The organism is Caldicoprobacter faecalis, assembly GCF_900115765.1.
GTDB lineage: Bacteria > Bacillota > Clostridia > Caldicoprobacterales > Caldicoprobacteraceae > Caldicoprobacter > Caldicoprobacter oshimai.
In genome coordinates this window covers 132,036-156,898 of record NZ_FOXR01000003.1, presented here as the reverse complement: position 1 = coordinate 156,898, position 24,863 = coordinate 132,036, and the positions used below count along the sequence as shown (strand labels likewise).

Below are 24,863 nucleotides of genomic sequence, written 5' to 3'. Positions count from 1 at the left end.
GCTCTTTAAGCCTGGTAGTAGGGCTATTGGCTTGCCCCACAGGTGTGAGGTACACACCACACCTGTGTTGCCCTATTGAGTGGAATATCCACCCAATAGGGAAGACGGCCTGAAATTCGGAGCTGTCAAGAATCCTCGCCCCTTCCAGGGCGGGGAGAAGTCAATTGTAATATGCAATATAGTGTTGTAAAATGGATTTGATCTACTAAAAATAAACATCAGAAAGGGCGAATCCAAAATGTCCATACTATCATCCTACAAAGACATGTTTGGCTCTTCATTTTACTGTGAATGCGGCAGACAGCACACAGTACCTCTAAAACATGTGGTCATAAAACAAAACGCTGAAAAAGAGATTCCTCCAATCCTCGGTAGAGAAAATCTGGGAAAGCGCGGCCTGATGGTGTGTGACGACAATACCTGGGAATTGGCAGGCAGGCACATAGCCCAAACGGTGTCCTATTACGGGTACTCTATAAAAGCATGCATACTTACTCAAAAGCCCATAGTAAAACCCGACGAAAAAGCCATTACGCAAATACTGCTGGAATTTGAGCCCTCAATGGATTTCTTGATAGCAGTAGGCTCCGGCACCATCAATGACTTAACGCGTTTCATAAGCCACAGGACAGGCAAGCCCTATATCGTATTTGCCACCGCCCCTTCAATGGATGGTTACGCTTCCACCGTGTCCCCTCTCCTCATAAACGGATTCAAGCGTACATATATCACAGTTCATCCACTTGCCATAATAGCCGACATCGATATGCTGTGCTCGGCTCCGGCCGATATGATATTGGCAGGATTTGGCGATATACTGGGCAAGGTTACCTCCCTGGCTGATTGGCAGCTGGGCATCATCCTGGCACAGGAAAGACTTTGTCCTACGGCTAAAAACATGGTCAAAAGCGCTATGGAAGAGGTGATCTCCAGAGCATCCGAAATAGGTCAAAGGGAGCCTGAAGGCATACAGTCCCTGATGGAAGCCCTCATCGTATCGGGCATAGCCATGATGCTGGTGGGCAACTCCCGGCCGGCTTCTGGCAGCGAACACCACATATCCCACTATATTGAGATGAAATATTTTATGGAAGAGCGCCAGCCGCTTCTGCACGGCACAAAGGTCGGCCTGGCCGCGCTTTATACGGTGGCATTATACAACCAACTGGCATCCTTGGATCCCGAAAACATAGACATACCGCAGCTAATGAGAACAAGAATTTCGTACGAAGAATGGTGCCAGAAGATAAAAAAAGCGTTCGGGCCCATTGCTCAAGAGGTAATAGACTCCAACAACAGGCAAAACTGGGATGCAGCATTTTATGAACGCAGGCTACACGACATCAAAGAAAAATGGGAAACTCACCTTAAACCGTTGCTCTCATCAGTACCCCAACTCGATATGGTAAAGGAATGGCTGCACAAGGCAAGAGCTAATTTTACCCCCCAGGCCCTGGGTATAGAACAAAACCTGGTCGAGGAAGCCCTGCTTTACGCTAAAGAAATTCGGCCTCTCTATACCATCCTCCGCCTGGCAGATGATCTGGGCATTTTGGAAGAAAAAATAAAAAAGATAATAAGTCTTGTATAAGGAATTATAAACCAAGAGAGCACCCACGATAAGCCGTGAGTGCTCTCTTGTAATTTTAAACCGGGAAAGCTAACAGCCTTTTATGAGATTAATTCATATCCTCGGAACCAAAAATCTTTTTATAAGCCGCTTCAATTCGTTCCAGCTGCTCTTGAGACAGCTCCCATTCACCAGCTCCCGCATTTTGCTCGGCCTGTGCAGGGGTTTTGACACCCACCAGCGCTGTCGTCACACCATCCTGCTGATTTACCCAGTTGATGGCAACATGTGCTACAGGCTTGCCCACCTCTTCAGCAATCTCCCTCAGCACGTCCACCAGCTGCATGGCCTTACTCCATAAAGGTTCACGGAAAAACGGATAAAACTTATCCCTGTTGTCGCCTTGTTCGAACTTAGGCTTCTCCTTAAACTTACCAGTCAAAATACCCGCTCCCAGAGAACCGTATGTAAGGATGCCAATCCCCCTCTCTTGACAGAAAGGCAGCACGTCCTTCTCTATACCTCTTTCCAGTAAGGAATACTGCGGCTGCAGGCTGACAACCTCCGTCATAGACGTAATCTCCTCCATAAGCTTCCTGTCAAAATTGGAAACCCCGAGATATCTGAACTTGCCAGCCTGTCTCAGCTTAACCAGCTCATTCACTGTATCTTCCAGAGGAGTATTTTTGTCAGGCCAGTGGATCTGGTACAGGTCTATTACATCAACGCCCAAACGTTTTAGAGACTCGTCAATCTCTTTTCTTATGGATTCAGGCTTTAAATTGCGTATAAAGCGTGGCCCTTCACGGACAATGCCGCATTTGGTGGCAATGATTACTTTGTCACGCCTTCCCTTTATGGCTTCACCTACAATGCGTTCAGCATGGCCATTGCCATACGCCGGCGCCGTGTCTATAAGGTTTATACCACAGTCTATCGCCCTCTGAATGGTTTCAATGGAGCGCCTGTCATCCACACTACCCCAGAAATCTCCTCCAATAGCCCAGGTTCCCAGGCCTACCACTGAAACCTCAAGGTCGCTTGTCCCAAGCCTTTTATACCTCATTATGCATCCGCTCCTTTTTATGTTTCTGTCAAATTACAGCTTATTATATTTTCAGCTGCTTTTCAACCATTTGAACGCCACTATCGACAACTTATTCTTACCCAACCTTTAGCATATATTCCCTATCGCCACATAAGAAACATCTTTCAATCTCTTATAGGTAGACTAAAAACTTTTCAACATCTTTGAGAAGTTGCTGCATCTGTGACCGGTTTCAATTCCTTATAGGTAGACTAAAAACCGTTACAAGTTGCTTTTGACAAGGCTTGTTATTTTTTGTAAAAAATATTATACCTCTAGGTTCTAGTGTTTATTATAGCATTTATTCCCCGAAAAATAAAGGTTTTATAGCAAAAATCAGAAATTTCGCATCTAATTTCCAGCATAAATTTTTTCGTAATAAGGAATTAGCGTTTTTCCATATAGTCTCTGCTCTAATATCCTTGCTGGTGGTTACTACCCAAATCTCTTTTAGCTCCTTGTTATCCCCTTCATAAACCTCCTCTAAAAACCTTATAAATCTTACTTTAATCTCCTCCATACCCCCCACTTCAAATCCATCTTCATCCCATGCTCTAACAATAATTCTCTTCCTGCTCCCCTCTTCTACTTCCCATTCCCTGTCAGCTTCACGGTTTCAATACAAACCTAACGCATCCTTTACAATATGCAACCTCTCATCCTTTACCCTGACAACTGCATCCATCCCAATCAAAACTACTTCCTTAATCCATGTCGCTCTGCAATACAGAGCATCTGCTACTATTACATCCGCAAAATGATGAAATTGCTTGTATAGTTTCCTAATAAGCCTTTTACCCCCAGTAAGTTCTCCTTCATCCTTATCACAACAATCTTTTTTAGGTTCTAACATCTCATAACCCAATACAATATGAGGATCAGAACCCACAGTTGCATAGACTACTGCTTTATGAAAATAATGGGTTACTCCTTGTTTATCAACGCGCGTAAGACATCTCTCACAACTCTTCTTGGTACTCTCAAATACCTCCACTCCGTCAATAGCAGCAACCTTTAACCCATCTATTGTGCCATTCTTAAATACCTTATTCCTAAATGCAGTCTTTACTATATGCTCATGCATGCCATTTAAACTGTCTATATCAAAGCTGCTCAACGAACGCCTAATAGTATCCTATTCGAGGCAATCTTACTTACTCTCTTATGAAATAAGTTTTTGAATCTTCCCTTCTCTAGTCAACGTTCCAGCCTATTGAAACTCTTCAGCCCACAGATAAATGCAAACAAAACTATAACTGCTATAGTCGAGGTTTCTACTTGGGGTTTTATCCTCCCGTCTTTTAACCTCTTGACTTCTTCTCCAAGATAATATATCTTGGAGAAGTAAGAGAACATCCTTCTTATATGCCTTTTTATCATCTTGGACCATCCTTTCTTTTTTTGGATTTGTTACACAAAATTTGATTATAGAAAGGATGGTCCTATTTTTTAACCCTAAATTTTTTCCAGTAAAAATCGGAATTTATATATTCCTACTATTATCCTTTCTAAACCTCTAAATACCAAAGGATTACGCCATTTTTATTTATCATTTTGCGAAACTTCTGTGAAAACTGAAGCAAAAAAATTGTCGTCGATCTCCAGGAGTTTTTACGCTATTGGAGGTCGACGACAGGTGAAATTATGTTCTATTACGCTCTACCTTCTTCAAGACTTTTTGTTTTTATGCACCAGCTTTGCCAGCTGTTCCTGCATCTGAGTATTAAAAATTCCTTTATCGGCATTCTGAGAGCTGCCTTTTGAAGTATCTCCTAAAGAGTGCCTTTTCGCTGCACCACCGCGTTGGGAAGTATTCAAACCTGAACGTTGTAAAGCACCATCCACATAATTACTCGCATAATTACGTGGGTTACCATACCTGTTATTACAAGAAGAATCCTCCATATTCCTTGCCTGTTTTTTCTCATGTCTTCTCCTATCTTCCTCATCTAACCTTGAACTTCCTTGCGCCTTTATCAATCGTCTAACCCAACCAAACACATAATGAAGCTCGTTTAAGCTCAAATCTCTAAATTCTTCATTATCAACATTATATTTGTTCGGATAGGCTGATACCTTTGATAGCTTCAAAAAATTCTCAATAAAATCAACATAAGCTCGCTTGAGCCTATTTCCCCCACCTATAACTTCCATATTAGAGCTTTTAACGTTATAAAGTATCTCATACAAATTCTGGACCTTTTCGATATCATGCTGCTCCGTTTCGGACACAAAGTCTATCATATCCAAAATAAAACTTACAAATCCACCGCCTCCTGTTTGATTTATATAATCGGCGGCGCTTTCTGCACAAAGCAGAAGCTGTTCTTTGCTTTTGGGCATGGCAACCACCTCTGCTTAGAAAATCAAAACATCCCAATCATATGCGGTTCTCAAGTACTTCTAATCATAAGACCTCAAAGCATTTTTATAATTTAATACGCTAATTAAAACATTGATGTTTTGCCTTATATCATCACTACAGGTATCGATATACTCCCTGGCAAATTTTGCCCATTCAGATTGTGAACTCACCTCAATGCTGCCGTAAAAATACGATTTTCCATAACCTATCTTGGGGTGTATATCCCCGCTTAATCCCAAAGAAAAACACAAAAGCCTGAGCTGTTCAATGGTCAGCCCTTTAAACATCACCTCTCCTTCAAATTCAGCACCTACCCCTACGAATTCGCAGAGAACAGGGCCTGTAAGCTGGATACCGTTTATACCATGTTTATAAAACTTGTATCCCTTATATTTGCCGTTTTCAATATAAAAACTGTTGTCAGGATGTGGCCGAAAGCTTTTCGGTATCCCCCTTATCTCTGTTCTATATTCTATCGCCTTAAGATCGCTAAAGCGCACTTTGCTTTTACTCCCCATCGTCCCAAACATATCGCATATTATGCATTTTTGACCCCCAACATGGCTTTTGTTAGCAGGCAATTTGCTACCATCCCGCAAAGCGGTCTGCAAACAGCTGTATGACACGCTTTCGGCAATGGTCCTTATACACCCTTTAAAGCTAGTACCGGGAATAACTATTCTGCCGTTAACTTTGACAAATTCTTTATAAACATTTTTATTGTCCTGTATCCTGTAACGGCCTGAGGAAATATGAACCGGAGTTAAAGTTTTTACTTTAATAGGGATCCGCCCTTCCAAATCACCTTTCTCGTTATACCCCTCACATCTTAAAAAAGGCACAAAATCATAAGGCTTTGTCATCTTCCAACTCACATCCTTGCAAAACAGCATTATCATTGATGGATACATCGATCAATAGAGCTAAAATTGTCTCTCTACCCGTCAATTGCTTTTCTATATAAAATCCTTTGTCAATATAACCCTCTGCTTGCTTTTTCTTATCGTAATATTTAACTTTTAATGCCACATTTTGAATTTTCATCTGCCCAAAACCCTTGGAAGTAAAACCTCCAAAGGTAACAAACCCCTGGTCTATTCTATCAAATACCTCAAACAGCAGTTTTAGATGCCACCTAAAAAAGTTCTTAAGCCTTATTTCACATTTAAACGAGGCATCCTCCACATATTCAAATTCGTAAAGCGCATTTGTTTTTGCCGCTCCTGTTATGCGGTCTATAGCAACCGACGTCCTATGGCCTACCCTAAAAGCTCCTACTGGATAAGCGTCATTGAAAGCTATACGGCTCTTAAGCACGGTTGAGCCAAACAGCTTACAGGCCGGGCAGCTAGCCTTATATCGTTCTTTTCCAATTTCATTTTCCTTTATTTCCTCCGTTTTTGTCTTTTCCTCCTTTTTTTTCATTTTCTCTTTTCCTTCTATTTTCTTCGCACAGGGATCCCTGAATATATCACAGCTGCCGGGAAGCAGCTGTTCAGCACTGCTTCTGAAAACCCCTTTTAAAGACGAACCCGGGATGACCGGTACCAGCTTTCCGTCCCTGTACATGGTCAAAAATGTGTTGTCAGCTGCAGTGGGATCTAACTGGTCCTTATCCCCTGCATTGATAAAAAGCGGACTTACGGTCTTCATTTCAAAGTATATACTGGCTTCATTGTATAACCTCTTAAACATACTGCCACCTCATTTCATCCTTCAATCCTTCAAGTAGATATTGTTTAAGGTTTTTATGCTCAATTTTATATGCGCTCACATCTGTAAGCCGTATACAGCCTAATCCCACCGAGGTTTTACCTCCCACTCTTAATTCACCGCTTTTAAGCACGTTTATCATAAGTTTCAGCAGCTCCTCATATTCGGGTTCCAGGTTATCCACCGTCATACAAAAGTCAAACTTGGCACCCGCTGCAAGCTGTTCAAAAGTATACTTTTTCTTATCGGCTGCCGTACCCGTATCCCGATCTATACCCACGCCATCCCTTCTCTCAACATAAGCCTTGTCTTCCTTCAAAGTGCAATCATTCACCACCAGTTTGGATGCAAAGTATTGGTTGCCAAATATCCTGCACACAGTACACATTTTTTTGTATATCTCCTCAGCAACTAAACGATCCACGTTTTGATTGCTTTGGCTTGATTTACAGGTTTCCTTTATGCTCTTTACATCATCGTTATCCAAGCAAGGCTCGTTTACTATAAGGCAAGCATTAAACCTTTCATCAACCCCGCTTATGAGAAGAGTCTCTAAATAGCTCCTCAATACCCCTTTAAGAGAGCTGCCCGGAATATAGGGATTGCCATTGCTGTCCCTTATGACGGAGTTATCAACCTGCACCGGGTCAAAGCTCTCTTCCCCTGAACCGATATGTATAGGTGTGTCCGCAATCAACGTACCTTTTATTATGTATTTATTGTAAAATCTATCAAGCAACATCACAGAATCATCCCCCCTCATCTCTCCAAGGCTTTCAGCTTCCAGTACAAATAGCCGAAAAACTTGCCTATGTGCTTAAGCGCTTCTTTGTCATCTTTCTTACATTTTTCATATATCTCATCCATATAGCCCAGTATGACATCACCAAAAAGCTTGTTACCCTCAAATCTTTCATCCCAACCATTGCCCTTACCCTTTTTGTATTCTATGAACAGCCTGAACTCCTTATAGCAGTCGGCATTAGTGGCCATTGCAGCCAGGTTTCTTATATTGCTGCTTCCGATTCTCCTGCCGTTGTTACGCCAAAAACCCGTATTTCTCCCCAACTGCTCCACATAATTCAACAATAACTCGGTCATTTAACACACACCTCCAAAATGGTAATCGAATTTTCCAAAGCCATCACTGGTATCCATACCAAACCCTTCTATAGAGCCGAAATAATCAACCACATTACCGAAATCCAGAGAAGTTTTGAAAACTATCACGCTGCCTTTTTCAACCATATGGATCGGCTGTTCCCTTTTGTCATCTTCCACCTTGGAAGTATCATAGCCCCTGAAGTTGATAACCTCGGCATACACCTTCTCAATCTCGACATCCAAATCAATACCCAGGGCTTTAAACCACAATGCCTTATACTCATCAGTGGACATGTACTTGTCTATGCCATTTTGCTCAAAATTCAACTTGGCATCCGACACGAACTTAATCGCAAAATACCTCCTGTTAGCATCATCTATACCGTTGTACTCTTTATACTTAGCATCAAACTCTTCCATCCTTTGCACAACCTTCTTTACATCCAGTAAGATATCCTGCCCTTCATCTTCAACTGAAATGCTGCACCTACCAAAGCCAACTGAGGTGTATTTCCCAATTCTAAGCTCATCTATCACTCCAAGCTCTTCTGGCGTAAGTCCCTGAATTTGTCCAACAAATACATTGTCCTCATAATCCTTATCCTTATAAGTTGCAGATACAGCAAGTACCGAGTAAAGCGCACCATCTTTGGCAGTACCTGTATACCTGTTTATTGCCGTTTTAGTGATAAAACTCTTTATAACGCTGTAATTCTTTCCGTCTTTTAAAAAACCCGATACAAACTCTACTCTACCCCTTCCACCTTCACATTTAGTACATTTAGGTTCTTGTATGAGCCTATCTATAAATCCATGCTGAGGGTTTATCTTACACACCATAACAGTGGAAGGGATTACCTTTGTGGCCTCAGGATAGAAAAACGAAAACTTGATGCGGTCAAACTTTTGGCACAAGGCTCTGACCAGGCACTCGGCACATTTAGGCTTGTCTTTAAAATACACCCAGTTTTTTCGCTTTGAACCTCTTACTATAACAACCTCGTTTGGGTCATAATAAAAACAGTTGTTTAGTATGTATCTAGCAAAGGCTGCCCTAACGACATTGCCCGGTATGTAATCTATACTTTCAATATAATTCGAAACCTGCTTTATCCCTCCCACTATAAACGGAGAGGCAAAATTTAGCTTGACATTCATTGTGTCACCTCCTCCAGATAGACCTTTACCCTGCCGTATCCTCTACTCCTTCCGTTACCCACGCTGTCTATCATCCTTATTGCAAGCTCCAGATCTTCCTTATAATTCAAAGTGTTTTCATCGAAGTACACGGTTATCTGTCCAGTAAACAAGGCAGGCCTTGCAACTTCAGTTACAAACAATGCATCCTCTTTAGCAGTCTTTTTATACCTATCCATGGCATTGCCGAATCTTATGAGCAGGTTTTTTCTCTCTTTTGCCTCACACTTTTCAAGCGTAAAATCGTTTACGTATATTCGCGATGGCTTAAAGCCCTGACCGCCAAAGATGTTGCATGCCGGGCAATCGCAAATGCCATCAATATGTTCTATCGATGCTATCTTGCAGAAATTGCTACGAATCTTCCCTTTTATGGTGCTACCGGGTATATAAGGTTGACCTTTAAACAACACGGTTTTTTTATCCACAAACCCGTCGCTGTCCTCTCCCGATGCTATATTAAATGGCGTCATAACTTCTATCTTAACATCGTATCTTTTAAGAAGCACTGCTCCCACCTCCTCTAATGCAATCCCACAGTACCACGATATCCTCCCACGGCGATTTAAACGGCTTATCGGCCTCTCTGTCTGTATTCTCGATAAGTCCGCTAAACTTTTCAGGCCTTACATCAAAAAGCTCAGCCACAAGGGAGCTATACTGCTGTGAAAGCCTGGTTATCTGATATGCATAAAAAAGCTGAAATTCGTATGGGTTTAATGTTCTGGAAGCATGCCTCAGCTTATAAAGCTGGGAGCGTTTTACCTTAGAGTTCTTCATTCTCTTTATGATATTTATAAATTTAGATAACTGCGTACTGTCAGCAGGAAACAGGTTCAAGGTTGGCTTTGATAGGTCTATGTTTATATTGCTCTGTATGACTTCTATATCCACCGTACCCTGGTTTGCCCCTATGTTTCTGGCAAGGTTTTTGGCGCTCTTAAGCTTGTGTTGTGCCACCTTAAACATGTTCTGTATAGGAGTGGTGTGTTTTGCTATACATATCCCTGCTGACATGGTAATTATATGGTCAAAGCTCTCATCAAACCCTTTTACTATTTCATTGGCTATCTCAAGGCTGACATCGCCCGGTACAATTATGAATACGTCATCACCGCCCAGAGCAATTGCCTCAAACCTTGCATCATCTCCCATAATACTGCGTATAGCGTCATATACACACTTTTTAGTAATATAATCCACTTTTCGGCTGAAATACATGTGTTCAAACGGGCTTTGGATGTTCATGACCACGTTACCCATGTTGTTGCCGTCAGCATATATGACAGCAACACGGCCGTTTTTATCTTGCAGGTCCGATATGCTCGACACTTCCATATTGGGATATGCCCCTGTAAACTGTTGATATTCCTCATAAAATATGGCTTTATAGTTACCGGTGAGGCTCTTTCGCATACACGAGGGACAAACAAAGACCTCGCCTTCGGGAGTAAACAGCTTATACTTTGCATCCCTCACAGCACATAACTTGCATACCTCACGTTGACCTTCTATGCGCTCAACCCTGCTAAAATCAATCTTTTTATCCCCTATTTGGATAAACTTTAGCTCGTTATCGGGATTTATAGGATAAACTTTTATCTTCTTCCTCTCTTCTAAAAGATGATTGAGCTGATTCATTTTCCGGTTGTAATTTCTAAATAACTCATTAAGGGTACAGGATATGTACTCAAAAGCAGTTTTAGCTGTCAGCGATATCTCTGCATACCGACTTTCCAGCTGCTTGCATATCACTTCACCGTGCCCTTTAGGCACCAATACCAAGACATTGCCACCGCCGCAGTATACAGCGCATTCTTCTATATAATTTCTGGACAAGAATTCCATCGTAACATCTTCATTCATGTATTTAATAATAGCGCTGGCGCCCCTTATATCCTTTATCCGATTGTTCTCCAGAAAATATCTCTTTATCTTATATATTGAACCCAATACTACATCCACTTCTACATCGCTTTTCAGCATAACAGGTTTTTGAAAAGCAATGTCGCAAATACACTGCTTGACTTCATCCATCTCATCTGTGAAAAATTGCTCATAGTACCTTTTTCTATCAAAGCTAGAACCGGGCTGCCCGTACAGCAGATAATTGATCAATACGTAAAGGCGTGCTGCATCCCTTATAGAAGGCATAAAGCTGTTTTCCTGTTCTTTTGTAAAATAATATGGCACATCCCAGTAATCCTCCAGCAATGGTACAATGTCCTGATCTCCTCTTTCGATTTTTTCTATAATGCCTTTTTTCACCTTTTCAAACTGCGAAAAAGAAATGGGGTTTGGATTTAAAAGGCGAATCATATCCTGGCTTCTCATAAGCATTACCTCTCTCCAATTCTTCTATTTTTATCATCTGAGAACACAATCACATTGCTTCGGTCATTGTTTCGCGTATCCCAAATGAAACATACACATACTTCCATCAGAACAGTTTATATTCCCTAAATTCCACATGCTCAAATTCCCTTGTTGTCAACACTTTGTCCCCCTCTTTTTCCTCGCTTACCACTCTGCGAGTGGTTGCATATACTGGCCTTAAATTGCGCTTTAAACAATGCGCCACAACTATCATGGTGGCACCATAGTCCCCCTGTACCAGCACATAATCTCCACCGCGAGCGTTATGGTCAATCCACTTCAGCACATCCTTCAAATAATCATCCAATTTGTCCAGTTCAGGCGGAACATTGCTCCATTTATTTAGTAGTTCTGGGCTGAGCGGCACAAATCTTGATATACCGAGCTTCTCCTTCGCTTGCCGCTGCTGCGCATCGGTAAGCTGATGCGAAAAAACAAGGAGCATTTGTCTTTCAGATGTACGAGAACGCAAAATATCCTCCGCCTTAACTATAAATTCCTCCAATTTTTCTTTGAAAGTGACCGGCCTTGAGTAATGCTTTGCCCAGCCGGCATGATTTATGTCATTTCGGATATTACCTAGATTATAAAGTAACTTATAGAATTCTTCAGTAGCATTCAAATCCAATCCATCGCACAACCTTACTGTCGCGGTTCCTTCTTGAATTTCCTTATAGTAACCGCTATATCCTTGCCTATTTTCCTTCTCCTTCTTGTCCACCCCATACATATCACAGGCAAAGCTTATAAGCCCCTCTTCCAGTATGGTAAGCCCTTGCTGGTACATATTGTTCTCAAGGCACCACCTGACCGCTTCCAACATGTTCACATATTCATCCTGTCCAAACCTGTCAAAGCGGTTTTTCAGCATATCCATTATATACGCAAGCGGTTTTACATAGTGGTAGGCATCACTTTCCACCACGTCATTGATAGCTTTTTTAAGCTTTAGTGCTGCTTCTGACAATTCCTGACCTCTGCAAGTAAAAATCGTGTTGCCGAATTCTATCATAGCTCTTGATAGATCTCGCAGAAGGTTGGAGTTTCTAAACAAAGAAGCCGGATTAGCAGGCAACTTCCCCTCAGAAATATCCTGACGGATGCGTCTGGACAACTTACCGCTTTCCGAACGGGTTAACCTCTCTACTATAGAAGCATCTCCCGTTGCAATATACCTATCAATCCCTAAAATCCAATCAAACAAAACCACAAACGGCGTTAAATCAAACACAGGGGCATTGCGCACACTTATATCCATCGCTTCTACTTCTTTCGTACTTCCCAACACTTCAAAAGCCCCATAGTATATGCCTTTTATCTCGCATCGCTTGACAATTCTCGCAAAGCTAAAAACTATAAAAGCAAGCATGGGCAAAAAACGAAATGAATGCGTTATATCCAGTATTATCTCGTCCCCTTCATCAATTTGAGCCAATAGTATATCAAACAACTTCCACAGCTCTTCTTCACTGTTGCCACTGGGGATAAACACATTCTTCACTTTATCAGGGCAATCCTTAAACACATCCTTTAAGACCATCTCAAGCCCAGGCCTCTGTTCGTTATATCGCTTGTTGTACGCATTATCCACCCAGTTTTTAAGATAAGCCTCCTGAGTTGTAAAAACCAACACATTATCAAATTCCATCCCCTTTTTAGTCAATATCCTTATAAGCGCTTCTTGGATATAACAGCAGTCCTCTGCTTTTATGTCATCTAAATAATAATTACAAGGCAAATAAGCATTTGTCCCCAAAAGAGAAATGAACTTTAACATCCATACCTCTCTCCTTCACAATTTACTATATCTTCATAAAGTTTGACTCCTTGCGTAAACAACTGTTCAAAGCTATCAAGCTGTTCTAAGGTATCCTGAGTACCCCTAGGAGGTGTCCCATGTACAGCAGCATTCCTTGTATATTCAAGTTTGTAATATATTTCCTTTTGATGTTCAGTAGCAAAAACCAATTGTACGTTATTCTTAATGAATTCCCTTATTCGTTCTCTTGCATCATATTGCAAATAATCGCTAAACTTGTGTTTTCTGCCTATGCCTATTATTAATCCCTCATATAAAAGAATAAGCGCCTTCAAATACTGCTTTTTGTCGAAGAAAAATTTTGCCCTTTCGATCATTCTCTTATCCAGCGTAGCTCCTATCAAAGGTTGTAGTTGCTGATTCAAATAATTTGCAATAGGCGACCGATAACTATTTTCATCAGAAATTGCACTTAGTCTCTGAATTATTTGAGTAAGCTGGCTTCTGGGCTGTCTGTTCATCTCAAGCCAAAAATATGTTTCCTCAGTATCGTGTATATCCAAAAGCTTTAAGAGGTCCACAAAGTATGCCGAATTGTTAAACGTCGCAAGGCTTTCAGCGAATGAAACCAGCTTTGTAACAAAATCAATCTTAAGCACCGGGACGCAATTGTTATGTGAACCATTTATAAAATTCTTCATGTCGAGAGCACCATAATATACGGTAACATCAGATATATTCTTAATATATTTCAAGACTATTAAAGAAAAAGCTATTATTACAGGCATATGCCTAAATGCATGGGTAATATCAAGCACTACTTTGCGTTTTTCGTCTACTATTTCATTCAACATGGCGTTTATGTAAACCTTATAATCAAGGGGATCAACCGGCAGAAGGCGTATACCCGGGATATCGTGTCTAAGAGCCTTTTCCCATCTTTTGAGAAGTTCGTCAGAAATACCTGCCTTTTCTTCTTCATATACTCTTTCACAAAGTTCCAGCAGATAATCATGATAACATTTGTCGCTTGTACTATCTTCGATCGCGCTTAAAAGCTCAGACCAATTGGATTGTTTTGTACCAAATATAAGCCATTGGTCAATTTCATAATTCTGTTTTTTTAAAGTTCGATATAAAGCTGAGCCAAAAAATGACGTGCTGATTACATCACCGGTCTCTTCGAAAAAATAATCTGCTTTTTCATAACCTTTTTCTTTTATTTTGCCTTTGCCTATTAAAGAGATGAGAATGATTTTATCTTTCGTACACATCGTTACCATCCATCCCCATCAAAAGTTCATTAGTTATTTAACATCACAAAAAAGCTAATATTGCTTTTTCACAAACCAAATAGGATTACTTTAATTTTTATATTTCTACTTATATTTCTACATTTATGAACAAAATCCTTCTTAAAAAACATCTATTTATGAAAAATTTACAAGTTTTTCATAAATAAATGATAGACAGTTTCAGATTTGATGTTTGAACAGAAAGGCAAATTAGGAAATCTATAAGCCTAAATTGGAATTGTTGACATGAAAGCTTGAGGCTTAATCTAAAATTTTAAGCCATAGATTGAACATTTGAAAAATTTTTAGGCTAAATCCTATACAAACAAAAAATATGCTCTACTTCAATTGTAAAACTGTTTTAGCAAAAGCGTTATCCCCTTCAAGCGTAATTGTGGCTCCCCAATAGTTTCGCGAGCCGCCACTTACTGTTTCATAATTAAACACCCAATAGTCAAGGTCATGAACAATCCGGTGTGCCCATATGAGCAGATCAACGTCTTTTTCCTCATAAGCTTTTGAAAATGCCAATACAAACGCTTCCAAATCCTGCTTCAAGGTTTCCGAATCAATCTTAGCAATAATATCATATACTCGATCAACGATATTTTCTTCACCCGCTAGATATGAAGCAACTGTATCCCATCCAGAGCCGTTTTCATCTGAATATTTATCAAGTTGGCCCCAACCTGTAAGGTTATTCATTATAATATGGAGCTGTCGAACTTCTTCTTGAATTGGTGGTAGCTCTTGGGTCTCGATGCTCTTCAACTCCTGTTGCGCTTTCTCTACTTCTTCGTCATTTGGTTTTGCTGATTTTGACCTTTCTGAAAGATTTTCCGGCAGAGGGACACCAAAACATCCAGTCAAAAGTACTACGATAATCAAACTTATCATCAATAAAAAATACTAACGTTTTATCATTATATTTTTGTATCCTCCCACATTGTTTTTTGTCAAAAAGCATTTCCTTAAAAATATTTCCCACAAATTCATCACAAAACTTTTATCAGCCAAATTATATTATCACCATATTTTGACTATTTCAATCCCTACTCGTACAGTAAAAACTGCTATAGCTAGAAAAAATACATATATGGAGTGTTGATTCTTTAGAGATAGACTGAAAATTATGCTACTCCCGATCCAGGCTTAGATATAGCCAGAATTTCAATCCCTTCATAGGTAGACTAAAAACTGACGCCGGCCTCTGTGAGCTGGTTAAGCTCTTCCGCGTTTCAATCCCTCATAGGTAGACTAAAAACAGTACCTTCGGGGAAAGTAACCACATTGCTACATAAGCGTAAAATAATACCCACCTTATGTAAGGCGGAGATTTCATATCTTTATTTCACCCTGCAACAGACTAGCAAGCTGGTTAACCATGGTAAAACCTCATCCATCGCTTCCTTATCCTCTACATCCATATTCGGTAGCTTTTCAAACAAATACTTCAGATACTCAAAAGGATTTAACCCATTCTCCTTGGCAGTCTCAACTATACTGTAGATCGTCGCGCTGGCTCTTGCACCCTTCGGCGTATTGCTAAATAGCCAGTTCTTCCTCCCTATCACAAACGGCTTTATTGACCTCTCGCTTATATTGTTATCTATCTCCAGCCTACCATCCAATAAAAATGCTGTAAGCTTATCCCACTGGTTTAGGCAATACCTAATAGCCCCACCTAACACGCTCTTAGGCAGTACCCTCGACATATGGTATTTTAAACACGAATAAAACTCATCCAGTATCGGCTTACTCCGCTTCAGCCGCTCTTCATACCTCTTCTCGGGTGTAACATCTCGAAGCTCCCGCTCAATTGCAAACAGCTTATTGCAGTAATCAAGCCCCTCCTTTGCCACGCTTGCTATACCTTCACTCGTCTCAGGTATCGCCTTTAATGCTTCATCAAACTTCCTTCTCGCATGTGCCCAGCATCCAACCAATATTACATCAGGTATACCCTTGTAGCCTTCATATCCATCTACATGCAGGTATCCTTTGAATCCCTCTAAAAACTTCTTCGCATGCCTCCCTGCCCTCGTCGTCTGATAATCATAAAGCACTATTGCCGGACCATCCCTGCCTGTACGATAAAGCCACATGTATGATACAGTGTCAGCTGCCCGTCCTGGCTCGTGTAATACCTGCAACGTCGTCTCGTCTGCATGCAGTATATCCCTCTTAATTAGATGTTCCCTCATCCTCTCATATACAGGCCTCAACCACCTCTCTGACCCCTGTACCATCCAATTAGCCATCGTCTGCCTTGATAGCTCTATCCCCATTCGTTCCCACTGCTGTTCCTGCCTGTAACGCGGCATCCCTTCCACAAACTTCTGTGTCATTACATACGCAATAGCAGATGGTGAGGCAATGCTCCCAGGAAGTGCAGCTTTAGGCATTGTTGCTGTTACTATGGGCGTGCTCACTTCATTTTGCTCACAATTGCGGCAGGCATATACATAGCGTACATGCTTCACTATGCTTACCTTGGCAGGTATAATCTTTAGCTCTTCCCTCACCTCTGTGCTCATCTCATGAAGCTTACCACCACAACATGGCATATCTGTTCTTCTTCTGGTAAACGGTACTCTATCACCTCAAGAGGAAGGTCCTTTATGTTCTCTTCTCTGTATCCCTTCCTCTTACGGCGCTTGTATGTTATCTCCTCTATAGCAGGCTCGGCAGCTTCTGCGTTCGATTCCTTCTCCGCTTCATTGAAAAAGCTGAGCTGTTCCCCCTCCCCCGAATTCGTCTTCTCGCTCGAACGCCCGTACATCTTTTGCCGACTTAAGCGAAACTGCTCCTCAAACCACCTCAATTTCGCTTTAAGCTCCTCTATCTCCTGCTTTAAAAGGCTGTTCTCTTTCATTAACTCTTCAATTGTAACTGCAGCAGTTGATGTATTTCCCATAATATTTATTGTATTCGACATCAAATGCTAAAAACCTTCAATTCTTCAAAAAATTTTTAAAAATTCTTTATATTACCGTATTCACAATGACTTTTTTATGAGCACTTCTCTGCTCCAGCGATAATCCATCCAGTAACCATCTCAGCTCCCTTATGCTATCTCTGCTGTACCGGTACCTCCCTTCGACCAATCAAACTTCCCTTTCTCCAGCCTTTTGTAGTAAAGCCAGAATCCATTGTGGTCCCACTGCAATATCTTTATCTTGTCCCTGCTCTTATTACAGAACACGAACAAGGCTGCCCCAAAAGGATCCAATGCAAAGCTTTGCTGTACGATAGCTGCCAAGGAATCTATTGATTTCCGCATGTCGGTACTCCCGCATGCAAGATAAACCTTTTGAGTACAAGCCAGCCCTAACATAGAGTACTCAACACCTTTACTACATCCAGCAGCAGTTTCTCATTAAAACCCTGTCTTACCTCAATTACAACAGGACCTACTTTTACGGTTAAAAAGTCGCATCCAGATGTGTCTTCTTGGCCACTTAAACTAACAGATAACCATTGCACTGTATTATCAGTTTGTTCTTTTGGAGATTCTTTTCTTAGCCAATAGTACAGCTGTTTTTCGCTTATGTTGTGCTGTTTGCAAAATTCCTTCGCACTTAAGCCGCTGGCTCTGTAGGCTTCAATCCTAGCTTTCTATTGCTGCCTACGTTCTGTATGCGTCATAGACAATCCCTCCTTATCATTTCTATGGAGGAATTATCTCACATTTGCTTGCAAATTTTTAGGTGTGCTCTATTTGACGCTTACATTGCTACTATTTGGTTTCAATCCCTCATAGGTAGACTAAAAACAACATTCAAAAAGGGGCAAAAGAGCGCTGCCCAGTTGTTTCAATCCCTCATAGGTAGACTAAAAACTTATTTTTATATGTCCCTTTAACAAAAGCGCCTTAAAAAGTTTCAATCCCTCATAGGTAGACTAAAAACTAAAATTCTATCGTGTTCCAGCCGGATTTGAGATATCGGTTTCAATCCCTCATAGGTAGACTAAAAACGCGGTTGGGGTATCAAAGTGGGGTTGTTACGAGAAGTGTTTCAATCCCTCATAGGTAGACTAAAAACGCAGCTTTGAGCGTATGGGGGGAACCCGAGGAGCTTAGTTTCAATCCCTCATAGGTAGACTAAAAACCGGGCCTGTATGCCCGTTTGCTCATAGGCTGGGAAGGGTTTCAATCCCTCATAGGTAGACTAAAAACTAGGATATAGAACAAGCTCAAAATCATCAGGTTTAGTTTCAATCCCTCATAGGTAGACTAAAAACGCACAAGTACCACTAGTCAAGATAGAGTGCAGGCCCTGTTTCAATCCCTCATAGGTAGACTAAAAACTGGGATTCATTTGTAAACCTAATTAGGAAATATGGAAGTTTCAATCCCTCATAGGTAGACTAAAAACGCAAGCGATGAGGAAAAACACCAAGGAGGCTGAGAGCAGTTTCAATCCCTCATAGGTAGACTAAAAACTAATATACTGCTACTGCTGCAGCTGCAAGTCCTGCTAGTTTCAATCCCTCATAGGTAGACTAAAAACTGGAATTGTGCAGTTACGTGCAGCGGTGTAATGATAGTTTCAATCCCTCATAGGTAGACTAAAAACACAACCTTAATCCAAGGTTCCAAAGTGCAATTAGAGTTTCAATCCCTCATAGGTAGACTAAAAACTTTCTTTTGTACCATGATGTGTAACAATAATACTTGGTTTCAATCCCTCATAGGTAGACTAAAAACTTAGAAATGTGAAAATTGAGAAAGGCAACAAAGCCACGTTTCAATCCCTCATAGGTAGACTAAAAACTTTATCTGATATGCATATTGCGTATTCTGCTGTACATCGTTTCAATCCCTCATAGGTAGACTAAAAACTTTGTTCAAATAGAACGCCGTCAAAATAAACAGACGTGTTTCAATCCCTCATAGGTAGACTAAAAACTATTTGCAAGGTATAGGAATAATGCGTTTAGGAGGGAGTTTCAATCCCTCATAGGTAGACTAAAAACGTTTACCCGTTGCCTTATTAACCGTTACGGGGAGGCGTTTCAATCCCTCATAGGTAGACTAAAAACGAAGTAGAAACGATGCCAGATGCGTAGAAACGAGCAAGTTTCAATCCCTCATAGGTAGACTAAAAACGTTTGCGTGAAAAGGTTGAGGATACAGCAGGTAAGGGTTTCAATCCCTCATAGGTAGACTAAAAACTATCCCGAGGACGGTGTTTTGTATCTCGGGATAGAATGTTTCAATCCCTCATAGGTAGACTAAAAACCAATTACAATCCGCTTATAATAAGGGTTTGTTATTTTTTGTAAAAACATTATCACCTTCGACTTTGAGTTAATTATACCACTCTTTCCCTAGAAAATAAAGGTTTTGGTGAAAATTGAAGCAAAAAAATTGTCGTCGATCTCCAGGGGTTTTTACGCTATTGGAGGTCGACGACAATTTTAATCTTTCCTATTTCAAACTCATGCGCATTTATTGACTAAACAAGTCCAGTGTTATATAAAAAACATTATCTTCACTTTATTCTTTGTAAATAAATTCAATGCCACCAACGGGGATCCATTGTCATATAAAAATATCATCCCCACCCTTCTTTATCCCCATAATCTGGCGTTCAGAATATTTAGTCGTTCTTAATATATAAAAAATAACAGAATCTTCCTCCTCAACTATAGCTTTTTTAAGTTCAAACTTCAATTTTTTGAAATTTGCATCCGATATCTCTCCTTCAAACACCGAGTTCTGTACCCAGTTTAAATATTTTCTGCAAATTTTGAGTACTTTTCCAACTCTTTTTTCTCCTACATCATAAACTAAAATCAAGAACATCAATATCACCTATATACCAAAATATATATAAATCTACAATATTTACCACCTTGCAACAAAGGCCTTGTACTCCTCCTCTCCAATCAAATGCTTTTCCAGCTTATACAATTCAAGCCTTATAAGCCGCCTGTAAGACACATTTCTCCCCAGATGTCTGTGATTGAACGTGGTCTTAAGCTTATTCTCCATCTCCTCTACAAAGGTTTTCTGTGCTTTTTCTTTAAGAAGTAGGCCTTCCGTACTTTTTTCAAAGTGGTCCTTGGTTATCATGTTTTTACCTATTAAGGTAAAAATAACCCTATCAACAATTATGGGTTTAAATATTTCGGCTACATCCAAATTTAGTGTAAACCTCCTGAAATTAGTGGCATGCAAAAATCCGATGCGCGGGTCAAGATGGGTTTTATAAATCTCACTCAGTATAATAGTATACAATAGCGAGTTCCCAAAACTTATGAGGGTATTCAAATAATTTTGAGGTGGCCTTTTTGTGCGCTGTTCGAAAGCAAACTCCGCTTTCCCCAGAATTAAATCAAATGCTTTATAATAATGATCTCTTATGTTGCCTTCAATAGCCATAAGCTCTTCAATATCTGTGCAACAGCCAATCCTATCTTCCAACCTCTTTATGGCCTGTTCTATCTCTTCCAGGCTCTTGCCTCTGTTTATGTAATACCTGAGAACCTGCTGAATATTTCTTGACGCACCAGTGACAAACTCCGCAGCTATCCTAAATCTCTTTTCGAAATCGAGATAATGCTCGGCCTGCTTCAATATCATATACCCCGAATTGAGATGCTCTCTGGGATAAAAGGTGCCCACATAGTATCCATAACGATTGAAAAAATGCATTATTATTTCAGCCTGTGTTAAAAACTCAAGAAACCGCTTGTTTATATCCACCTCGCCAAACACATATATTTCACCAGTGTTTTCAACTGGTATAAACTTTTTCCCTTCTTCGTTTTCAAAGTAAATGGTGTTATCTTTCCTCTTTAGCTCACCACTTGAAAATATGTAAATCGCCTTTTTCATGACCAACAAAACTCCCTGTATCCACAATTTTTGCAATAACCAATTTTCTCAGGCGGCGGTGGCGTATCTCTCAATACCACCGCATTAATTCCCTTGAAGATACTCTCCAACTCGTTTTCCAAATCAGGAGTAAGCTCCACAGGTATTCTTTTTCTCTCTTCAGGAAATAGCAAAAGCCCCTTGGCATCTACACCGCTTTGTTTTAACTTATATAGGTAAAAGGCGAGCTGCAGTCTCGCGCTTTCCTGGGCCTTTGAGCTCTTTTTGACCTCCCCGACTACTATATCTCCTTCATCCGACCTTATGATATCCAACACGACGTTTTCAAAGTTGATCTTCTTCTTATCCCTGCTGTATGTTTCCTGGTCAAGCAGCCGGCCTATCTCTATATACGGATGTTCCTGATCAGGGATTATCTGATGAGCCATAAGCCATGTCTGGCGCTTACATATGCCATAGCTCTGTACCAAAGTGCCCGTTATGGCTACCACAGTGCCGTCACCCCTTGGGTTATAAAACCGGTATTTTTATCATAGTACTCGTCCAAGTTGTTATTAGCAACATACCTAAAACCGGCTACTTCAGGAGGGAGATTGTCAATCTTCAGTGGAACCGAAATAGTATATTTGTAAAAGTTTGATTTTATACGGCTAAATTGTAACCTTCTTTCAAACAAGTCGTTTATCTCTTTTATTTCGACGTATCTTTGCCAAACCTGTTTTGCCTCATCGTTTAGCTCAACAAATACGTCAATTTTGGGATAATCCTCTTCAATTAACTTGAAATCTGCGATACATGTGCTGCCATCCACACTTTCATACTTCATCTTATAGACTGCCGTTAGAAGTTCCCTGGAGACATCGCTGGATTTTCTAGCCTGCACCTGAGCATAATACTCCTCGATTATCCGCAAAAATTCCTTTTCCTCAATAGTTTCTCTATCGCTTAATATGCCCCTGGTTATATCCAGAAGCACTGAATCGTAAATATAGGAGGCATACAGCCTCTTTTCATCCCTCAATGAAACAACTATAACTTCTCCCTTGCTTGTCCAATTGCGATTACAGCGACCGGCCGCCTGATTTATGGAGTCAAGCGGCGCCAGATCTCTATACACCACATCAAAATCGATATCCACTCCTGCCTCTACTACTTGCGTGGTAACAGCAAGCCTGACCTTTTTATCTTTCATGAGCTTTATCCGCTCAAGCCTTTCATAAGGAACCACATGGGTCGAAAGATAAACAACCTCTTCCCCCGTTTTTTGCTTTAAGAGCTCATAAAAGGCCTTAGCCGATTTTATGGTATTTAAGATAAACAAATAGCTCTTCTCATCTTGTATTTCAAGCTTTTCAGCAAACTCTTCCAGAGTTAAGCTAGTCTTAAGCTGCGGTGTAATGGTTACCCTCCCCATGCTGTTGAAATAGAATTCCCTGTTTACCAAAGGAGTAATCTCGTCGCGGGAAAAAATTAGCGGCTCGGTTGCGGTTACGAAGATTATATACGCATCAAGCTCCTGTGTTAACTTCTTAAAGAGCTCCCCAATGAGCAACCAGTAATGAGTAGGGATAGACTGCACCTCGTCCAGTATAATTATGCTTCCGCTTAACCGGTGGAATTTACGCAGGTCGTGATTTTTGTTTGAAAGCAATGTATGAAAAAGCTGTACAAACGTGGTAACCACTATTTCCGCATTCCAACCCTCTATCAGAATTTTAGCATCATCCGTCTCAAATTCTTCCTGCCCTTTTCTGTAATACACTTCCGAAAGATGGTGGTGCTTTAACAATAAGCTGGTATCGACATCAAACCCATTGGCAACCAACACTTTTTCAAACTGCTCGGCATTTTGTTCGATAATACTTAAAAACGGAAGTGAATATATAATCCGGGGAGTAAAACCCTTTGTAGATTGTATCTGTTTTCTCAACTTCAAGGCAAACGCTAGCGATGTCAAAGTTTTCCCTAAGCCAGTGGGAAGATTGATTGACATAACTTTAGCATTTAAATCTACCGGCGTAGACAAAACTTCATCGTATGCTTTTTGCCTTAAACTATTAAACCAGCTATCTCTTATACCCATAGTTGCTTTGTAATTATCCACAACATGACGATCCAAATCAGCATTTGCCCGCTCCACAGTTTTTCCCACTGTAACCTCGCTCTTATCAGCATCTATTAACAATGAAAACAGGAAATTGGTGAGAATATACGGCTCAATATCCTTCATCCGTTCAAGCTTTCGCAACCTCATTCTCAGTCGCCTAAGCTCATCTGGAAAGGCAAGGACCCATTCTTTAAGGTGAGCGTTGGTTATATCTACGTTTAAACCTGCACGGCGTAGCTTTTCATTGATTACGGACAGTTTTGTTTCATCTATGCTTTCCACCTGGGCCAATAAAACGCCTCTTTCCCTTTCCTTCCATATTACTTCATCCAGCACATCCCTAAAATTGCCATGGTGCCTGCGAACAACTAAAAAGGCGATGAAAGGCAAAAGTTCCCTCTCCTCGCCTTTTAACGCATCCACTCCTTCAAATTCAGCCTTTGTAGCAAAATAGGCCGCGATAGCTGATAAAAACCCATGATGGGTCTCTTCCTTGACTTTCAACTTATCCTTTACGCTGTCAGGCGCAAACAGATACTCCTGAAAATATGATGTGGCCTTACCGATATCGTGACATAGAGCACAAACCTTAACTAACCTCGATAAAACATCTTTGCCATGGCGTTTGAAAATATCATCAGGTGCCTGATTTAAATTCTGTATCGCAATGTCCGCGACATTAATAAGATGTTCCTCCAGAGCCTTCCCTGGATGAGAATACAATTCAGAAAAATACAATGCGCTCTCCATTTTCAACCTCCCAGTATACCTTGGTTCGGGCATAAATGGATTTACCCTGCGCCTCAAATATGACGTCTTCATAGCGTTCTACTACGCGATCCTGATTCATATTCACGGATATCTTTTCTTTGAAATACTTCTTACCTTCTTCAAAACGTATGCCATATTCTTCAACAGCGCTCATAGGTATTACAGTGGCGATTTCCCCCTCACCATTGCCGCATTCCCTCACTTCCCACAATCCTACATATCGGAAATTGGCCAATAGTTCACTCAAGCCCATTGAAAGAGTATAAACAGTCTTATGTTCCATTACATTCTCCACTAATCTACCAAAAACACCCTCATCCTTGTGACACACATATATCCTGTAAGCCGGATTTTTCAAAAACTCGGTCCTTATCTGGGTACGCGCTTCATGGGTTCCCTTTTTAACAGGAATCCAGTAATTCCCTTTGGTATTTATATGGTTTATACCCATCCTAATCTTTTTGATGGGTGAAAGAATCCTTATAGCAATTCTGCATTCTTTATGGGAAAAGACGTTTAAATACTCGCTCTTATCCACCCCAGCTATAGCTCCCAACATTCCCCGCACAGTAGGCGGTGGAGGAAAAGAAAAGGTGAGGGGGGACGATGTAGTATAGAACTTTTTAAAATGCCCGAAATCCCCGTATATATCAAAGACCAACGCCTTCATGT

General features: G+C 40.7%; 23 protein-coding genes, 1 pseudogene and 1 CRISPR repeat array. Of the genes and pseudogenes, 1 reads left to right on the top strand and 23 read right to left on the bottom strand.

The features are described 5' to 3' along the window. The first annotated feature begins 238 nt into the window (after positions 1-238). Positions 239-1,591, top strand: a complete 1,353-nt coding sequence (locus tag BM241_RS02395) for a sn-glycerol-1-phosphate dehydrogenase (RefSeq protein ID WP_025748573.1) — start codon at positions 239-241, stop codon at positions 1,589-1,591. A gap of 88 nt (positions 1,592-1,679) precedes the next feature. Here the strand turns inward: BM241_RS02395 and BM241_RS02390 are convergent, their stop codons facing one another. From BM241_RS02390 to cas5b, 23 genes and pseudogenes are all read right to left on the bottom strand, one after another. Then, positions 1,680-2,636, bottom strand: coding sequence for an aldo/keto reductase (locus tag BM241_RS02390; protein WP_092281950.1), 957 nt, complete (start codon positions 2,634-2,636; stop codon positions 1,680-1,682). A gap of 322 nt (positions 2,637-2,958) precedes the next feature. Then, positions 2,959-3,177, bottom strand: coding sequence for a hypothetical protein (locus BM241_RS12600; RefSeq protein WP_025748575.1), 219 nt, complete (start codon positions 3,175-3,177; stop codon positions 2,959-2,961). A 96-nt stretch (positions 3,178-3,273) separates the two neighbouring features. Continuing rightward, positions 3,274-3,774, bottom strand: a complete 501-nt coding sequence (locus BM241_RS12595) for a hypothetical protein (RefSeq protein ID WP_207648950.1) — start codon at positions 3,772-3,774, stop codon at positions 3,274-3,276. Between the two features lie 80 nt (positions 3,775-3,854). After that, positions 3,855-4,037 (bottom strand): hypothetical protein, encoded by a 183-nt coding sequence (locus tag BM241_RS12590; RefSeq protein ID WP_207648949.1) that lies wholly within the window; start codon positions 4,035-4,037, stop codon positions 3,855-3,857. A 288-nt stretch (positions 4,038-4,325) separates the two neighbouring features. Then, on the bottom strand, positions 4,326-5,000 hold the full coding sequence (locus BM241_RS02380; RefSeq protein ID WP_025748576.1) for a hypothetical protein: 675 nt from the start codon (positions 4,998-5,000) through the stop codon (positions 4,326-4,328). A 60-nt stretch (positions 5,001-5,060) separates the two neighbouring features. After that, on the bottom strand, positions 5,061-5,885 hold the full coding sequence (locus BM241_RS02375; protein ID WP_025748577.1) for an RAMP superfamily CRISPR-associated protein: 825 nt from the start codon (positions 5,883-5,885) through the stop codon (positions 5,061-5,063). Beyond that, entirely contained in the window at positions 5,869-6,717 is an 849-nt protein-coding gene (csx7, locus tag BM241_RS02370; protein WP_092281949.1) for a type III CRISPR-associated RAMP protein Csx7, read from the bottom strand. Before csx7 (BM241_RS02370) ends, BM241_RS02375 begins: the two co-directional genes overlap by 17 nt. Then, complete coding sequence (csx7, locus tag BM241_RS02365; RefSeq protein WP_025748579.1) at positions 6,710-7,477, bottom strand: type III CRISPR-associated RAMP protein Csx7; 768 nt, start codon at positions 7,475-7,477, stop codon at positions 6,710-6,712. Before csx7 (BM241_RS02365) ends, csx7 (BM241_RS02370) begins: the two co-directional genes overlap by 8 nt. Positions 7,478-7,494: 17 nt before the next feature. After that, the gene (locus BM241_RS02360) at positions 7,495-7,836 is read right to left on the bottom strand and encodes a hypothetical protein (protein WP_025748580.1); all 342 of its coding nucleotides are present in this window, start codon (positions 7,834-7,836) and stop codon (positions 7,495-7,497) included. Then, positions 7,837-8,997: an RAMP superfamily CRISPR-associated protein gene (locus BM241_RS02355; RefSeq protein ID WP_025748581.1), complete on the bottom strand. Its 1,161-nt coding sequence runs from the start codon at positions 8,995-8,997 to the stop codon at positions 7,837-7,839. Continuing rightward, positions 8,994-9,545 carry an RAMP superfamily CRISPR-associated protein gene (locus BM241_RS02350; RefSeq protein WP_025748582.1) on the bottom strand — a complete coding sequence of 184 codons (552 nt, stop codon included), beginning with the start codon at positions 9,543-9,545 and terminating at the stop codon, positions 8,994-8,996. Before BM241_RS02350 ends, BM241_RS02355 begins: the two co-directional genes overlap by 4 nt. Beyond that, entirely contained in the window at positions 9,535-11,370 is a 1,836-nt protein-coding gene (locus BM241_RS02345; RefSeq protein WP_051456405.1) for a Cas10/Cmr2 second palm domain-containing protein, read from the bottom strand. Before BM241_RS02345 ends, BM241_RS02350 begins: the two co-directional genes overlap by 11 nt. Positions 11,371-11,476: 106 nt before the next feature. Then, on the bottom strand, positions 11,477-13,189 hold the full coding sequence (gene csx20, locus BM241_RS02340) for a CRISPR-associated protein Csx20 (RefSeq protein ID WP_092281948.1): 1,713 nt from the start codon (positions 13,187-13,189) through the stop codon (positions 11,477-11,479). Next, entirely contained in the window at positions 13,183-14,445 is a 1,263-nt protein-coding gene (gene csx2, locus BM241_RS02335; protein ID WP_177206068.1) for a TIGR02221 family CRISPR-associated protein, read from the bottom strand. Before csx2 ends, csx20 begins: the two co-directional genes overlap by 7 nt. A 360-nt stretch (positions 14,446-14,805) precedes the next feature. Further along, complete coding sequence (locus BM241_RS02330) at positions 14,806-15,354, bottom strand: hypothetical protein (protein ID WP_143094037.1); 549 nt, start codon at positions 15,352-15,354, stop codon at positions 14,806-14,808. A 458-nt stretch (positions 15,355-15,812) separates the two neighbouring features. Then, a pseudogene (gene tnpC / locus BM241_RS02325) lies at positions 15,813-17,383 on the bottom strand (IS66 family transposase). Positions 17,384-17,533: 150 nt separating this feature from the next. Further along, positions 17,534-17,803 carry an IS66 family insertion sequence element accessory protein TnpB gene (gene tnpB, locus BM241_RS02320; protein ID WP_092281945.1) on the bottom strand — a complete coding sequence of 90 codons (270 nt, stop codon included), beginning with the start codon at positions 17,801-17,803 and terminating at the stop codon, positions 17,534-17,536. Then, entirely contained in the window at positions 17,797-18,075 is a 279-nt protein-coding gene (tnpA, locus tag BM241_RS13075; protein ID WP_394328172.1) for an IS66 family insertion sequence element accessory protein TnpA, read from the bottom strand. The genes tnpB and tnpA overlap by 7 nt, the downstream gene beginning before the upstream one ends. Before the next feature lie 137 nt (positions 18,076-18,212). Beyond that, positions 18,213-19,712: a CRISPR direct-repeat array (repeat unit 30 nt; unit sequence GTTTCAATCCCTCATAGGTAGACTAAAAAC). A gap of 302 nt (positions 19,713-20,014) precedes the next feature. Further along, positions 20,015-20,278 carry a CRISPR-associated endonuclease Cas2 gene (gene cas2, locus BM241_RS02315; protein WP_025748592.1) on the bottom strand — a complete coding sequence of 88 codons (264 nt, stop codon included), beginning with the start codon at positions 20,276-20,278 and terminating at the stop codon, positions 20,015-20,017. Between the two features lie 42 nt (positions 20,279-20,320). Beyond that, positions 20,321-21,313 carry a type I-B CRISPR-associated endonuclease Cas1b gene (gene cas1b, locus BM241_RS02310; RefSeq protein ID WP_025748593.1) on the bottom strand — a complete coding sequence of 331 codons (993 nt, stop codon included), beginning with the start codon at positions 21,311-21,313 and terminating at the stop codon, positions 20,321-20,323. Next, positions 21,310-21,804 carry a CRISPR-associated protein Cas4 gene (cas4, locus tag BM241_RS02305; protein WP_025748594.1) on the bottom strand — a complete coding sequence of 165 codons (495 nt, stop codon included), beginning with the start codon at positions 21,802-21,804 and terminating at the stop codon, positions 21,310-21,312. The genes cas1b and cas4 overlap by 4 nt, the downstream gene beginning before the upstream one ends. After that, positions 21,798-24,170, bottom strand: a complete 2,373-nt coding sequence (locus BM241_RS02300) for a CRISPR-associated helicase/endonuclease Cas3 (protein WP_092281944.1) — start codon at positions 24,168-24,170, stop codon at positions 21,798-21,800. Before BM241_RS02300 ends, cas4 begins: the two co-directional genes overlap by 7 nt. Beyond that, on the bottom strand, positions 24,145-24,861 hold the full coding sequence (gene cas5b / locus BM241_RS02295; protein WP_092281943.1) for a type I-B CRISPR-associated protein Cas5b: 717 nt from the start codon (positions 24,859-24,861) through the stop codon (positions 24,145-24,147). The genes BM241_RS02300 and cas5b overlap by 26 nt, the downstream gene beginning before the upstream one ends. Between the last annotated feature and the right edge of the window lie 2 nt (positions 24,862-24,863).

Excerpts from the sequence above, each read along its gene's own strand:
- BM241_RS02395 (WP_025748573.1), top strand. The coding sequence starts at position 239 with ATGTCCATACTATCATCCTACAAAGACATGTTTGGCTCTTCATTTTAC.
- BM241_RS02390 (WP_092281950.1), bottom strand. The coding sequence starts at position 2,636 with ATGAGGTATAAAAGGCTTGGGACAAGCGACCTTGAGGTTTCAGTGGTA.
- BM241_RS12600 (WP_025748575.1), bottom strand. The coding sequence starts at position 3,177 with ATGGAGGAGATTAAAGTAAGATTTATAAGGTTTTTAGAGGAGGTTTAT.
- BM241_RS12590 (WP_207648949.1), bottom strand. The coding sequence starts at position 4,037 with ATGATAAAAAGGCATATAAGAAGGATGTTCTCTTACTTCTCCAAGATA.
- BM241_RS02380 (WP_025748576.1), bottom strand. The coding sequence starts at position 5,000 with ATGCCCAAAAGCAAAGAACAGCTTCTGCTTTGTGCAGAAAGCGCCGCC.
- BM241_RS02375 (WP_025748577.1), bottom strand. The coding sequence starts at position 5,885 with ATGACAAAGCCTTATGATTTTGTGCCTTTTTTAAGATGTGAGGGGTAT.
- csx7 (WP_092281949.1), bottom strand. The coding sequence starts at position 6,717 with ATGTTTAAGAGGTTATACAATGAAGCCAGTATATACTTTGAAATGAAG.
- csx7 (WP_025748579.1), bottom strand. The coding sequence starts at position 7,477 with ATGTTGCTTGATAGATTTTACAATAAATACATAATAAAAGGTACGTTG.
- BM241_RS02360 (WP_025748580.1), bottom strand. The coding sequence starts at position 7,836 with ATGACCGAGTTATTGTTGAATTATGTGGAGCAGTTGGGGAGAAATACG.
- BM241_RS02355 (WP_025748581.1), bottom strand. The coding sequence starts at position 8,997 with ATGAATGTCAAGCTAAATTTTGCCTCTCCGTTTATAGTGGGAGGGATA.
- BM241_RS02345 (WP_051456405.1), bottom strand. The coding sequence starts at position 11,370 with ATGAGAAGCCAGGATATGATTCGCCTTTTAAATCCAAACCCCATTTCT.
- csx20 (WP_092281948.1), bottom strand. The coding sequence starts at position 13,189 with ATGTTAAAGTTCATTTCTCTTTTGGGGACAAATGCTTATTTGCCTTGT.
- csx2 (WP_177206068.1), bottom strand. The coding sequence starts at position 14,445 with ATGTGTACGAAAGATAAAATCATTCTCATCTCTTTAATAGGCAAAGGC.
- tnpB (WP_092281945.1), bottom strand. The coding sequence starts at position 17,803 with ATGTTAGGGCTGGCTTGTACTCAAAAGGTTTATCTTGCATGCGGGAGT.
- cas2 (WP_025748592.1), bottom strand. The coding sequence starts at position 20,278 with ATGTTCTTGATTTTAGTTTATGATGTAGGAGAAAAAAGAGTTGGAAAA.
- cas1b (WP_025748593.1), bottom strand. The coding sequence starts at position 21,313 with ATGAAAAAGGCGATTTACATATTTTCAAGTGGTGAGCTAAAGAGGAAA.
- BM241_RS02300 (WP_092281944.1), bottom strand. The coding sequence starts at position 24,170 with ATGGAGAGCGCATTGTATTTTTCTGAATTGTATTCTCATCCAGGGAAG.
- cas5b (WP_092281943.1), bottom strand. The coding sequence starts at position 24,861 with ATGAAGGCGTTGGTCTTTGATATATACGGGGATTTCGGGCATTTTAAA.